Below are 11,908 nucleotides of genomic sequence, written 5' to 3' on the forward strand. Positions count from 1 at the left end.
TGCGTGCTCGGGAGGATTGCCATGAAGGCCCATGACGGGATGTACATCGGCGGCGAGTGGCGGGCCGCCCTCGGCCACGACCGCATCGAGGTCCTGAACCCGGCCGACGAGCGGCCCATCGCCTCGGTCCCGGCAGGGACGCCAGAGGACGTGGACGCGGCCGTACGGGCGGCCCGCGCGGCCTTCCCCGCCTGGGCGGCCACGGCTCCGGCCGAGCGGGCGGCCCTCATCGGGGCCCTGCGCGACGTGCTGGTCGCCCGCAAGGGGGAGATAGCCGAGACCATCACCGCCGAGCTCGGCTCGCCGCTCGGGTTCTCGGAGATGGTCCACGTCGGGGCGCCGATCGCCGTGGCCTCCTCCTACGCCGAGCTCGGGGCCTCGTACGCCTTCGAAGAGCGGATCGGGAACTCGACCGTGCTGCTGGAGCCGGTCGGCGTCGTCGGGGCGATCACCCCCTGGAACTACCCGCTGCACCAGATCGTTGCCAAGGTGGCGCCCGCTCTCGCCGCAGGCTGCACCATCGTCCTCAAGCCCGCCGAGGACACGCCGCTGACCGCACAGCTCTTCGCCGAAGCCGTGCACGAGGCGGGGATCCCCGCCGGGGTCTTCAACCTGGTGACCGGCACCGGCCCGGTCACCGGCCAGGCGCTGGCCGCGCACGAGGGGGTCGACCTCGTCTCCTTCACCGGATCCACCGCCGTCGGCAAGCAGATCGGCGCCACGGCCGGCGCCGCCGTCAAGCGGGTCGCCCTGGAACTGGGCGGCAAATCGGCCAATGTCATCCTGCCCGGCGCCGACCTCGCCAAGGCCGTCGCCGCGGGCGTGGGCCACGTCATGAACAACGCCGGCCAGAGCTGCAACGCGCTCACCCGCATGCTCGTCCACCGGGACGAGTACGAGGAGGCGGTCTCCCTCGCGGCCGCCGCCGCGGCCAAGTACGCCTCCGGCGACCCCCTCGACCCGGGCACCCGCCTCGGCCCGGTCGTCAGCGCCAAGCAGCGCGACCGCGTCCGGGGCTTCATCACCAAGGGCCTCGAGGAGGGTGCGCGCCTCGTCGCGGGCGGGCCCGAGGCGCCGCACGAGCAGGGGTACTTCATCGCCCCGACCGTGTTCGCCGACGTCACGCCCGAGATGACCATCGCCCAGGAGGAGATCTTCGGCCCCGTGCTGTCGATCCTGCCCTACGCGGACCAGGACGAGGCCCTGGCCATCGCGAACGGCACGGACTACGGGCTGGGCGGGGCGGTCTGGGCCGGCGACGAGGCGACGGCCGTGGCCTTCGCCCGCCTGATGGACACCGGCCAGGTCGACATCAACGGCGGCCGCTTCAACCCGCTCGCGCCCTTCGGCGGGTACAAGAAGTCGGGCGTGGGGCGCGAGCTGGGCCCGCACGGCCTCACCGAGTACCTCCAGACCAAGTCCCTGCAGTTCTAGCCGACCTCGAACACCCGGAGACGACGAACATGGTCCGCGCCGCCATCCTGCCCGCCGTCGGAGCCCCCCTGGAGATACGGGACATCGTGCTGCCCGAACCCGGCCCCGGCCAGGTCCGGGTGCGGCTCGCCGCCGCGGGTGTCTGCCACTCCGACCTCTCCCTCACCAACGGCACCATGCGGGTCCCCGTACCCGCCGTCCTCGGCCACGAGGGCGCGGGCACGGTCCTCGCCGTCGGCGAAGGGGTCACCCACATCGCCCCCGGCGACGCCGTGGTGCTCAACTGGGCCCCGTCCTGCGGGCAGTGCCACCACTGCGCGATCGGCGAGGTCTGGCTCTGCGCCAAGGCGCTCACCGGGGTCGGCGCCGTGTACGCCCACGACGCCCTGGGCGCCGAGCTGCACCCCGGGCTGAACGTGGCCGCCTTCGCCGAGGAGACGGTCGTCGCGGCCAACTGCGTGCTGCCCGCCCCCGCCGGGATCCCGCTCGCCGAGGCCGCGCTGCTCGGCTGCGCGGTCCTCACCGGCTACGGAGCGGTCCACCACAGCGCCCAGGTCCGCCCCGGCGAGTCGGTGGCCGTCTTCGGCGTCGGCGGCGTGGGGCTGGCCGCCCTCCAGGCGGCCCGGATCGCGACGGCGGGGCCGATCGTGGCCGTGGACGTCTCCCCGGACAAGGAGGAACTGGCCCGGGCGGCGGGGGCCACGGAGTTCCTGCTCGCCTCCGAGACGACCGCCAAGGAGATCCGCGCGCTCACCGGCGGCCACGGCGCGGACGTGGCCGTCGAATGCGCGGGCCGGGCCGCGAGCATCCGGGCCGCCTGGGAATCCACCCGGCGCGGGGGCCGTACGACGGTCGTCGGCATCGGCGGCAAGGAGCAGCAGGTCACCTTCAACGCCCTGGAGATCTTCCACTTCGCCCGTACGCTCACCGGCTGCGTCTACGGCAACAGCGACCCCGCGCGGGACCTCCCGGTGATCGCCGCCCACGTCTTGGCGGGCCGCATCGACCTCGGCGCGCTCGTCACCGACCGCATCACCCTCGACGGCATCCCGGCGGCGTTCGACGCGATGCTGGCGGGCAAGGGCGGCCGCTCCCTGGTCATCTTCTAGCCCCGGGCGGGCCCCGTCCGGGGCTGGCCGGGGGGTCCGGGCGTCAGGGGGTTTCGTGGAGGGCCGCGTACTGGAGGGCCAGGCCGTCCAGTAGGGCCGCCAGGCCCGTCTCGAAGGCGCCCTCGTCGACTTCGAGCCGGCGTTCCGCCAGCAGGTGGGCCTGGCCCAGGTGCGGGTAGTCCGACGGGTCGTATGCCGTCTCGTCGTCGACGAAACCACCGGCGAAGGAGGCCACCGCCGAGCCGAGGATGAAGTACCGCATCAGCGCACCGATCCGGGTCGCCTGCGCCGGCGGCCAGCCGGCCGCGGTCATGGCGCCGAAGACGGCGTCGGCCACCCGCAGTCCGGCCGGCCTGCGGCCCGGCCCGCGCGCCAGCACCGGCACGATGTTCGGATGGTCGGACAGCGCGGCCCGGTACGAGTGTGCCCAGTCGTGCAGGGCGACCCGCCACTCCCGGCCGTCCCCGGCGTCGAACATCGACAGGTCGACCCGCGCGCTCACCGCGTCCGCGACCGCGTCCAGGATCTCGTCCTTCGTGCGGAAGTGGTTGTAGAGCGAAGGCCCGCTGACCCCGAGCGCCGCCGCCAGCCGCCGCGTCGAGACCGCCTCCAGTCCCTCGCCGTCCACCAGAGCGCCGGCCGCCTCGACGATGCGGGATCTGCTGAGGAGGGGCTTGCGCGGTCTGGCCATGCGCCACATAGTAAGCCTGCCGCATTTAAACTAGCGGTGGTAATTAACGACCTGCCCCGACCGACCCCATCCCGTCCCCACCCGGAGGTGCCCGGTGAATCTGGAGCTCAGCGAGGAGCAGTCCGCCGTCCGCGATCTCGCCCGCGCGTTCACCGAGCGCGAGATCGCCCCGTACGCCGCCGAGTGGGACCGCGCCGAGAGCGTGGACCGGGCCATCGTGAAGAAGCTCGGCTCCGTCGGCTTCCTCGGCCTGACCGTCCCCGAGGAGTACGGCGGCTCCGGCGGAGACCACCTCTCCTACGTCCTGGTCACCGAGGAACTCGGCCGCGGGGACTCCGCCGTGCGCGGCATCGTCTCCGTCTCCCTGGGCCTGGTCGCCAAGACCGTCGCCGCCTGGGGGAGCGAGGAGCAGAAGCGCGCCTGGCTGCCCCGCCTGTGCTCGGGCGAAGCCCTCGGCTGTTTCGGGCTCACCGAGCCCGGCACCGGCTCCGACGCCGCCGCCCTCACCACGCGCGCCCGGCGCGAGGGGGACTCGTACGTGATCAGCGGCAGCAAGATGTTCATCACCAACGGCACCTGGGCCGACGTGGTCCTGCTCTTCGCCCGGACGAACGAGGACCCCGGCCACCGCGGGATCTCCGCCTTCCTCGTGCCCGCCGACTCCCCGGGCCTGACCCGCCGCGAGGTCCACGGCAAGCTGGGCCTGCGCGGCCAGGCCACCGCCGAACTCGCCCTCGACGGCGTACGCGTGCCCGCCTCCGCGATGCTCGGCCCCGAGGGCAAGGGCTTCTCCGTCGCCATGTCGGCCCTCGCCAAGGGCCGGATGTCCGTGGCCGCAGGCTGTGTCGGCATCGCCCAGGCCGCGCTGGACGCGGCCGTCTCCTACGCGGCCCAGCGCGAGCAGTTCGGCAAGCCGATCGCCCACCACCAGCTGGTCCAGGAGCTGATCGCCGACATCTCCGTGGACGTGGACGCCGCCCGGCTGCTCACCTGGCGGGTCGCCGATCTGATCGACCGCGGTCTGCCCTTCGCCACCGAGTCCTCCACCGCCAAGCTCTTCGCCTCCGAGGCCGCCGTCCGCGCCGCGAGCAACGCCCTCCAGGTGCACGGCGGTTACGGCTACATCGACGAGTACCCGGCCGGCAAGCTGCTGCGCGACGCCCGCGTGATGACCCTCTACGAGGGCACCAGCCAGATCCAGAAGCTCCTCATCGGCCGCGCCCGCACGGGGGTTTCCGCCTTCTGAGCCCGAACTTCCCGAGGGCGCACCGAAGTTCCTGAGTACGTACGTGAGTACGTGCACGGATGTGCCGCGCCCCCGCCCGCCCGAAGCTGGACCCATGAACGAGACACCGGTCAAGCAGCAGAACACGGGCGCCTACTACGGCCAGGCCGTCGCCTCCTTCGGCATCGCCATCGCCGCGGTCGCCCTGGGGATCTACAACCTGGAGGCGAACGGCTGGGTCCGCGCCTTCCTCGGCATCGCCGTCCTCTACCTCACCACCTCGGCCTTCACCCTCGCCAAGGTGATCCGCGACCGCCAGGAGGTCACCCAGATCGTCACCCGGGTCGACCAGGCCAGGATGGAGAAGATCATGACGGGCTACGACCCCTTCGCCGTCCCGAAGCAGCCCGCTCCCCAGGATCGCTAAGCGCTTGCTCACCACCCTCCGGTAAGCTGTTCATTCCTACAGGCCGACGAGGGTGAGCGAGTGATGGACAGCGTGGAGGAGATCGGCGGCTACCGGCCGTGGTCGGAGGTCACCCCCGACGCGGCGCGGCGACTGCTCGTCGCCGCCGTGGAGGCCTTCGCGGAGCGCGGGTACCACGCCACCACCACGCGGGACATCGCGGGGCGGGCCGGCATGAGCCCGGCCGCGCTCTACATCCACTACAAGACCAAGGAAGAGCTGCTCCACCGGATCAGCCGGATCGGCCACGACAAGGCCCTGGAGATCCTGGACACCGCGGCCTCCGGCCCCGGCAGCGCCGCGGAGCGGCTCGACGCGGCCGTACGGTCCTTCGTGCGCTGGCACGCGGCCCATCACACCACCGCGCGCGTGGTCCAGTACGAGCTCGATGCCCTCGCTCCGGAGCACCGCTCCGACATCGTGGCCCTGCGCCGGCGGAGCGACGCGGCCATCCGCCGCATCCTCGCCGACGGCGTCGCGTCCGGTGAGTTCTTCGTCCCGGACGTCCCCGGCACCACCCTCGCCGTGCTGTCGCTCTGCATCGACGTCGCCCGCTGGTTCAGTGCGGACGGCCGCCGCACGCCCGACGAGGTCGGCGCGCTCTACGCCGGCCTCGTGCTGCGCATGGTGGGCGCGGGAGCGGAGGAAGTTCAGAAGTAGTAGCGGGACACCGACTCGGCCACGCACACCGGCTTGTCGCCGCCCTCGCGCTCGACCGTGACGGTGGCCGACACCTGGACTCCGCCGCCCGCCTCCGTCACCTCGGTGATCAGCGCCGTCGCGCGCAGCCGCGAACCGACCGGCACCGGCGCCGGGAAACGCACCTTGTTCACCCCGTAGTTGATGCCCATGCGCATGCCCTCGACCCGCATGATCTGCGGTACCAGGCTCGGGAGCAGCGACAGCGTGAGGTATCCGTGCGCGATCGTGGAGCCGAAGGGTCCGGACGCCGCCCGCTCCGGGTCCACGTGGATCCACTGGTGGTCCCCGGTGGCGTCCGCGAAGAGGTCGATCCGCTTCTGGTCCACCTCCAGCCAGTCGCTCGGGCCGAGCGGTGCGCCGATCCCGGCGGTGAGCTCCTCGGCGGACGTGAAGATCCTCGGCTCGGACATACCCGTACCTCTCCCTGGCGAATAAGCGCTTGCTCAGCGCTGCTCAGCATGCTGGGGCCGTCGTGGATCTGTCAACGAGGTACCGGGCACCGAATCCCGGCCCGGCCGATTACCCTCGGCGGTGTGCCGCAGATTCCCGAGAAGGTCCATGAACTCACCGTCGGCCAGCTGTCCGCGCGCAGCGGCGCGGCCGTCTCAGCGCTGCACTTCTACGAGGCCAAGGGCCTGATCAGCAGCCGCCGCACCTCCGGCAACCAGCGCCGCTACACCCGCGACGCCCTGCGCCGCGTGGCGTTCGTACGGGCCGCCCAGCGGGTCGGCATCCCCCTCGCCAGCATCGGCGACGCACTCGCCCAGCTCCCCGAGGGCCGCACGCCCAACCGCGAGGACTGGGCCCGGCTCTCCGAGAGCTGGCGCACCGAGCTCGACCAGCGGATAGCCCAACTCGGCCGTCTGCGCGACCATCTGACCGACTGCATCGGCTGCGGATGCCTCTCCCTGGAGAACTGCGCGCTCTCCAACCCCGACGACGTCTTCGGCGAACGCCTCACCGGCTCCCGGCTGATGTGAGGTTCCGCGCGCGGACCGCCGCCGCGACCAGCTCGGCGTTGGACCGCGCCGCCCGCCCGTCCGGCAGGTGCAGCACGTCTCCTACGCCGATCCGCGCCCCGGTGCCGTACCGCGCGGCCAGCCGCAGCACCGGCCAGGCCGCCGTCCCCCGCCCGAACAGCAGCACCGGCACCGGGGGCAGCCGGCGCAGCAGCTCGGCCACCGGCCCCGGGTCGGCGCAGGCCGGCTCGGCGACGAGCCGCACCCGCGCGGGGTCCCGTACCGGCCAGGCCAGGAACCGCGCCAGCGGTTCCGGCGACCCGCCCACCGGGACCTCCGCGTCCACCGCCACCCCGCGCTCCAGCAGCTCTTCGGCGAGTTCCCGGGCTCCCGGCTCCGCGAACGGCACCACCGCCCGGTCGGGCAGCACCGCCCAGCTCCGCACCCGCGCCGACCGCCCCGCGTGATCCGGCTCGGCCCCCGCGCTCACGGCCACGGAGACGGCCGCCCCGCCGCCGGTCCCGGCCCCGAGGCCCGCCTCGCGCAGGGCCTCCAGCAGCGGCCCCACCACCCGCGGCGAGAGGCTCTCGCGGCCGCACGGCGTGCGCGCATGGACCAGCACCTCGCGGCCCCCCGCGGCCACCGCGGCCCGTGCGGCATCCACCAGATCCGCGGGGCTCATCGGCACGGCCGGTCCGTCGGCAGCATTCCGAGACCCGTTGAGCGCCACCACCAGAGTCGGCGCCGCTCCCGCTCCGGTCCCCGCCGAGGCCGTGCTCACGCCGCGCCCGCCAGATCGGCCCCGTGGAGCGCCGTCTCCGCGAGCGCCGGTCTCGGCACCACGATTCCGCAGCCCGCGCACACCGGCCCGTCCCACGCCCACCCGGCACCGGCCGCAGCCCTGCCGGGGTCGGACCCGGGCCCGTCGGACCGACCGCTGCCCCCGCCCGGCAGCTCGGACCCGGCACCGGCGGCCCCGCCGCTGCCCCCGCCCGGTCCGCCCGGCCCGCCCACCCGGGTTCCGGCGGCCACCGCCGCCACCGGCCAGTGCAGTTCCCGCTCCCCGCACACGGGACACCCCGTCCCCGGCTCCGACTCCAGCGCGTCCACCAGCCGTCTGAGCACCTCGCCCAGCGCCCCCTGTGGTCGCACGCCCGGGTCGGCGCACCGCACCACCGCGTCCCCGCTGCCGCTCCACGCCCACTCGGGCCGCCGCAGCCCGTCGTGCTTCTCGCGCCGACGGCGCGCCGCGAACTGCCGTTCGTACTCCAGCCAGACCGCGCGCGCCTCCTCCAGCTCCTCCAGCGCGGCCACCAGCCGCGAGGGGTCCGCCGCCCGGTCCTCGGGCCCGATGCCGTGCCGGTCGCACAGGTGCCACCAGGTCGCGCGGTGCCCGTACGGGGCGAACCGCTCCAGGCAGCGCCGCAGCGAATGGCGCCGCAGGGCCCTGTCGTTGCGCGCGTCGCGCACCTGATGGGCCAGACTCCGGAATCCCGCCATCACACCTTCACCTCCGCAGAGCGCCCGGCACCGGGCGCCGTGCCCGCCGCGCTGTGTTCGCCGCGTGTGTGCGACACAGGACCGGCGCTGTGTGCCCAACATGCCCGGCCCGGTGCGGGCGCATGCGGGGGCGGTCGAGGCGTACGGGTGGCACATGGCCGGAACTCAGCGCCCCATGCGCCCCGCGGCCACCACCAGCCGGGCCAGCTCCTCGTGGCAGATGTCGCTGTGCGCCCCCGACGGAGCCCCGCCGCGGCGGACCACGGAGCCCGCGTCGACGCTGACGCAGCCCGCGGCGGGCAGGCCGTCGCGCAGGGCCGCGTCCAGCGTCAGTCGCGGGGTCCCCGGCACGCCCCGTACCCCGTCGTGCCCGATCGCGCCCCACCGCTCGTCGAAACCGAGCAGACCGGCCGAATCGCCGGCCATCCGGGAGGCCAGCGGGTAGAACACCTTGAGGGAGGAGTCGTAGGGGGAGTGGCAGGCCGTCAGCGGACCGTCGACCCTGGCCTGCAACCCGCGCAGGGCGCCCCCGCGTCCCCGGTCGTGCGGCAGGCTGTCGGCGAACGCGTAGTGCGAGAAGGCCCCTTGGAGGACGGTCAGGGACTTCACGTTCCGCGCCCCGGACGGCAGTGCGCGCAAGGAGAAGGAGACCACCCGGCCGCCGAAGCTGTGGCCGATGAGGTGCACCCGCAGGGCCGGGCGGCGGCCGGCCAGCTCCGCCAGCAGCGGCCCCAGGCCGTGCTCGCCGACCACCCCGGCCCGGGCCTTCATCTGGTAGTACGTGGCCTGGCGCAGCACCTCCTTGGCGCCGTTCCACAGCGTCCGCAGGCCGCCGCCGGCCGAGAAGCCGGGGGAGTCCCCGGGGAAGGTGGCGCCCGCCTCGGCCAGGGCGTCGGTGAACTCCCGGCACACCCGCAGCACGTCCCCGCTGAGGAAGTCCGGCACCTCGCGCGGGGCGAAGGCCGCCGCCAGATCGTCGCCCGTACCCACCCCGTCCACCCCGGCCAGCTCCCGTACGAGCGCACCGAACTCGGTGAAGTCGCCCTCCCGGGTGGGCCGTTCCTCCAGCAGCTCGGCGATCCGGTCCAGCTCCGCCGCCCGTCCCGGCCAGAACGCGCCGAGGGCCCGCCGGGTGACCGGGTCCAGAGCCGTTCCGTGCCCCGGCCTCCCGACAGCCTCCCCGGCCCCCTCCACGGCGCCGCGGGCGTCGAAGTCGGGTATCGGCTCGTCCGCGAACCGGATCGAGGGCCACACGACCCCCACGTACCCCAGCCGCACCCCGGTCCCCACCAGGTCCGCGAAGGGGGTGTAGAACCGGTCGAAGAGCCGGACCGCGGTGGACCGGTCGGAGTTCCATCCGTGGGCGAAGACCAGCAGGTCCGTGGCCTCGATCCCGAAGACCGCCTCCCGGGAGCCCGGGCCCGCGTCGCCCTGCGCGTCGAAGGTCAGCTCCACGTACGGACGGGCCCCGATCCCCGCCGCCCCCGCAGCCCCCACGGGCACCGCCCCGCCGATGTGCACCATGACGCCCCCCTCCACGCCGTGTCCCTGTCCGCAGCATCCTGCGGAACGGGCCGCCCGAACAGCCCCTGCGCACCCACCGGTTCACGGATACAGCAGGTACTGCTCCCGTGCCGCCGCGAACCCCGCCAGCCCCGCCGCCCAGTCCGCCGCGATCTCCTCCACGCCCGCCCCCGCGTCGACCATCCGCCGGACCCGGTCCGAGCCCGTCAGCCGGTCGATCCACTGGTCGGAGCGCCAGGCGAAGCCGCTCCACACCTGCCGGGCGGTGACCAGCAGCCCGATGCCGGCCCGTACCGGATCGAAGGCCTCCCGGTCGTGGACGAGCAGCCGGACCCCGCCGCAGGTCTTCCCGGCGTACTTGGAGAAGGAAGGCGTGAAATAGGCCTCCCGGAACCAGACCCCGGGCAGCTCCAGGGCGTTCGCCGCCTCCGCCCACCTCCGGTCCACGCCCTCCGCGCCGACCAGCTCGAAGGGGGTGGTGGTGCCGCGCCCCTCCGACAGGTTCGTCCCCTCGAACAGGCAGGTCCCGGCGTAGGCCAGGGCCGTGCCCGGCGTCGGCATGTTCGGGCTCGGCGGCACCCAGGGCAGCCCGGTCCCCTCGAAGAAGGACTCCCGCCGCCACCCGGCCATCCGCACCACCTCCAGCCGCGGGGCCGCGCCGGCTCCCCGGAGGAACTCGCCCGCGAAGAGCCCGGCCAGCTCGCCCGCCGTCATCCCGTGCGCCAGCGCGATCGGCTCCCGGCCCACGAAGCTCGCGTACGGGCGCTGCAGGACGGGCCCGGCCGCGCGCCGGGCGCCCACCGGGTTGGGGCGGTCCAGCACCACCACCGCCTTGCCGGCGAGGGCGGCCGCGCGCATGCAGTCGTAGAGGGTCCAGATGTAGGTGTAGAAGCGGGCGCCGACGTCCTGGATGTCGAAGACGACGGTGTCGACGCCGGCCGCCGTGAAGACGTCCGCGAGGCGCTGCCCGCTCTTGTCGTACGTGTCGTACACGGGCAGGCCGGTCGCCGGATCCCGCCCGGCCCCCTCCGAACCGCCCGCCTGGGCCGTGCCCCGGAAGCCGTGCTCGGGGCCGAACACCGCGACCAGGTCCACGCGGCGGTCCGCGTGCAGGACGTCGACCAGGTGGCGGGCGTCCGCGGTGATCCCCGTCGGGTTGGTGACCACGCCGACCCGCTGACCGGCCAGTACGGCGTACCCGTCCGCGGCGAGCCCCTCGAACCCGGTCCGCACCCGCCCGGCACGCCCGCCCGGGGCGCCGGCTCCGGGGACACCAGGCCCGAAGGCTCCCGTTCCCGGGGCGCCCGCCCCCAAGGTGCCCGCGGCGCCGGCCGCCCCCGCCAGACCCAGCAACCCGCGTCGCGACAGCGTCATCGGGCCAAAGTAGGGCTCCGCACCCTTCCGCCCGGACATACCGACTGGTTAGTCTGCCCGGATCCGGCAGGCACCGGCCGGCACCGGCACGCTGCGCCGACGCCGCGCAGACGACGAGGCACCACCACACGAAGGGCGGACCCGTGAACGCGTTCCAGGACCAGCGAGTCGTCGTCACCGGCGCGGGCGGCGGCATCGGCGCCGCCCTCGCCCACCGCTTCGCCGCGGAGGGGGCGACCGTGGCGGTCAACGACCTCGACCCCGCCAAGGCCGCCGCGGTCGCGGACGCGATCGGCGGCCGTGCCGTCGCGGTGCCCGGCGACGCCTCGGCCGTGGCCGCGCAGGCCCGCGAGGCGCTCGGCGGCACCGTGGACGTCTACTGCGCCAACGCGGGCCTCGCCTCCGGCGGCGACGCCTTCGCCGAGGAGGCCGTCTGGGAGTCGGCCTGGGACGTCAACGTCATGGCCCACGTCCGCGCCGCCCGGCTGCTGCTGCCCGACTGGCTGGAGCGGGGGAGCGGCCGGTTCGTGTCCACCGTCTCGGCCGCCGGTCTGCTGACCATGATCGGAGCGGCCCCGTACAGTGTCACCAAGCACGGCGCGCTCGCCTTCGCGGAGTGGCTCTCGCTGACCTACCGCCACCGCGGGCTCCAGGTCCACGCCATCTGCCCGCAGGGGGTCCGGACCGACATGCTCACCGCCGCCGGATCGGCGGGCGAGCTGGTCCTCGCGCCGACCGCGATCGAGCCGGAAGCGGTCGCGGACGCACTGTTCGACGGCATGGAGAAGGGCCGGTTCTTGATCCTCCCGCACCCCGAGGTCGCGGACTACTACGCGACCCGGGCCACCGACCCGGACCGCTGGCTGAGCGGCATGAACCACCTCCAGCGCACATGGGAGACCCGGTGACCACCCCCACCCCGTC

At 74.3% G+C, this 11,908-nt stretch carries 13 protein-coding genes; 7 read left to right on the top strand and 6 right to left on the bottom strand.

Annotated features, from left to right (window positions below; genetic code table 11):
* The first annotated feature begins 21 nt into the window (after positions 1-21).
* Positions 22-1,434 carry an aldehyde dehydrogenase family protein gene (locus tag ACZ60J_RS24750; protein WP_469685028.1) on the top strand — a complete coding sequence of 471 codons (1,413 nt, stop codon included), beginning with the start codon at positions 22-24 and terminating at the stop codon, positions 1,432-1,434.
* Positions 1,435-1,463: 29 nt separating this feature from the next.
* Positions 1,464-2,543 (top strand): zinc-binding dehydrogenase, encoded by a 1,080-nt coding sequence (locus tag ACZ60J_RS24755; RefSeq protein WP_469685030.1) that lies wholly within the window; start codon positions 1,464-1,466, stop codon positions 2,541-2,543.
* Between the two features lie 43 nt (positions 2,544-2,586).
* On the opposite strand, the gene ACZ60J_RS24760 is transcribed toward ACZ60J_RS24755, so the two are convergent.
* Positions 2,587-3,234: a TetR/AcrR family transcriptional regulator gene (locus ACZ60J_RS24760; RefSeq protein ID WP_469685032.1), complete on the bottom strand. Its 648-nt coding sequence runs from the start codon at positions 3,232-3,234 to the stop codon at positions 2,587-2,589.
* 94 nt (positions 3,235-3,328) lie between these two features.
* Here ACZ60J_RS24760 and ACZ60J_RS24765 point away from each other — a divergent pair, with 94 nt between their 5' ends.
* From ACZ60J_RS24765 to ACZ60J_RS24775, 3 genes are all read left to right on the top strand, one after another.
* A complete protein-coding gene (locus tag ACZ60J_RS24765) occupies positions 3,329-4,480 on the top strand; it encodes an acyl-CoA dehydrogenase family protein (RefSeq protein WP_469685034.1) in 1,152 nt (383 codons plus the stop codon).
* A 94-nt stretch (positions 4,481-4,574) separates the two neighbouring features.
* The gene (locus tag ACZ60J_RS24770) at positions 4,575-4,886 is read left to right on the top strand and encodes a YiaA/YiaB family inner membrane protein (protein ID WP_469685035.1); all 312 of its coding nucleotides are present in this window, start codon (positions 4,575-4,577) and stop codon (positions 4,884-4,886) included.
* A gap of 63 nt (positions 4,887-4,949) precedes the next feature.
* Positions 4,950-5,585: a TetR/AcrR family transcriptional regulator gene (locus ACZ60J_RS24775; RefSeq protein WP_469685037.1), complete on the top strand. Its 636-nt coding sequence runs from the start codon at positions 4,950-4,952 to the stop codon at positions 5,583-5,585.
* On the opposite strand, the gene ACZ60J_RS24780 is transcribed toward ACZ60J_RS24775, so the two are convergent.
* Positions 5,576-6,037: a MaoC family dehydratase gene (locus tag ACZ60J_RS24780; protein ID WP_469685039.1), complete on the bottom strand. Its 462-nt coding sequence runs from the start codon at positions 6,035-6,037 to the stop codon at positions 5,576-5,578. The genes ACZ60J_RS24775 and ACZ60J_RS24780 overlap by 10 nt on opposite strands.
* A gap of 123 nt (positions 6,038-6,160) precedes the next feature.
* Here ACZ60J_RS24780 and soxR point away from each other — a divergent pair, with 123 nt between their 5' ends.
* Positions 6,161-6,607: a redox-sensitive transcriptional activator SoxR gene (gene soxR / locus ACZ60J_RS24785; protein WP_469685041.1), complete on the top strand. Its 447-nt coding sequence runs from the start codon at positions 6,161-6,163 to the stop codon at positions 6,605-6,607.
* Here soxR and ACZ60J_RS24790 read toward each other — a convergent pair.
* From ACZ60J_RS24790 to ACZ60J_RS24805, 4 genes are all read right to left on the bottom strand, one after another.
* Positions 6,585-7,367: a 3-keto-5-aminohexanoate cleavage protein gene (locus tag ACZ60J_RS24790; protein ID WP_469685043.1), complete on the bottom strand. Its 783-nt coding sequence runs from the start codon at positions 7,365-7,367 to the stop codon at positions 6,585-6,587. The two genes, soxR and ACZ60J_RS24790, sit on opposite strands and share 23 nt — an antisense overlap.
* Positions 7,364-8,086 carry a hypothetical protein gene (locus ACZ60J_RS24795; protein WP_469685045.1) on the bottom strand — a complete coding sequence of 241 codons (723 nt, stop codon included), beginning with the start codon at positions 8,084-8,086 and terminating at the stop codon, positions 7,364-7,366. Before ACZ60J_RS24795 ends, ACZ60J_RS24790 begins: the two co-directional genes overlap by 4 nt.
* A 165-nt stretch (positions 8,087-8,251) precedes the next feature.
* A complete protein-coding gene (locus tag ACZ60J_RS24800; RefSeq protein ID WP_469685046.1) occupies positions 8,252-9,610 on the bottom strand; it encodes a serine-threonine protein kinase in 1,359 nt (452 codons plus the stop codon).
* A gap of 81 nt (positions 9,611-9,691) precedes the next feature.
* Positions 9,692-10,984 carry an exo-beta-N-acetylmuramidase NamZ family protein gene (locus tag ACZ60J_RS24805; protein ID WP_469685048.1) on the bottom strand — a complete coding sequence of 431 codons (1,293 nt, stop codon included), beginning with the start codon at positions 10,982-10,984 and terminating at the stop codon, positions 9,692-9,694.
* A 143-nt stretch (positions 10,985-11,127) separates the two neighbouring features.
* Between ACZ60J_RS24805 and ACZ60J_RS24810 the strand changes: the two genes are divergently transcribed.
* Positions 11,128-11,892 (top strand): SDR family oxidoreductase, encoded by a 765-nt coding sequence (locus tag ACZ60J_RS24810; protein ID WP_469685050.1) that lies wholly within the window; start codon positions 11,128-11,130, stop codon positions 11,890-11,892.
* The last annotated feature ends 16 nt before the right edge of the window (positions 11,893-11,908 follow it).

This window comes from Streptomyces sp. NPDC104226 (assembly GCF_055584085.1).

Bases quoted from the DNA above. Each gene is read 5' to 3' on its own strand.
- ACZ60J_RS24750 (WP_469685028.1), top strand. From the start codon at position 22: ATGAAGGCCCATGACGGGATGTACATCGGCGGCGAGTGGCGGGCCGCC.
- ACZ60J_RS24755 (WP_469685030.1), top strand. From the start codon at position 1,464: ATGGTCCGCGCCGCCATCCTGCCCGCCGTCGGAGCCCCCCTGGAGATA.
- ACZ60J_RS24760 (WP_469685032.1), bottom strand. From the start codon at position 3,234: ATGGCCAGACCGCGCAAGCCCCTCCTCAGCAGATCCCGCATCGTCGAG.
- ACZ60J_RS24770 (WP_469685035.1), top strand. From the start codon at position 4,575: ATGAACGAGACACCGGTCAAGCAGCAGAACACGGGCGCCTACTACGGC.
- ACZ60J_RS24775 (WP_469685037.1), top strand. From the start codon at position 4,950: ATGGACAGCGTGGAGGAGATCGGCGGCTACCGGCCGTGGTCGGAGGTC.
- ACZ60J_RS24780 (WP_469685039.1), bottom strand. From the start codon at position 6,037: ATGTCCGAGCCGAGGATCTTCACGTCCGCCGAGGAGCTCACCGCCGGG.
- ACZ60J_RS24795 (WP_469685045.1), bottom strand. From the start codon at position 8,086: ATGGCGGGATTCCGGAGTCTGGCCCATCAGGTGCGCGACGCGCGCAAC.
- ACZ60J_RS24800 (WP_469685046.1), bottom strand. From the start codon at position 9,610: ATGGTGCACATCGGCGGGGCGGTGCCCGTGGGGGCTGCGGGGGCGGCG.
- ACZ60J_RS24805 (WP_469685048.1), bottom strand. From the start codon at position 10,984: ATGACGCTGTCGCGACGCGGGTTGCTGGGTCTGGCGGGGGCGGCCGGC.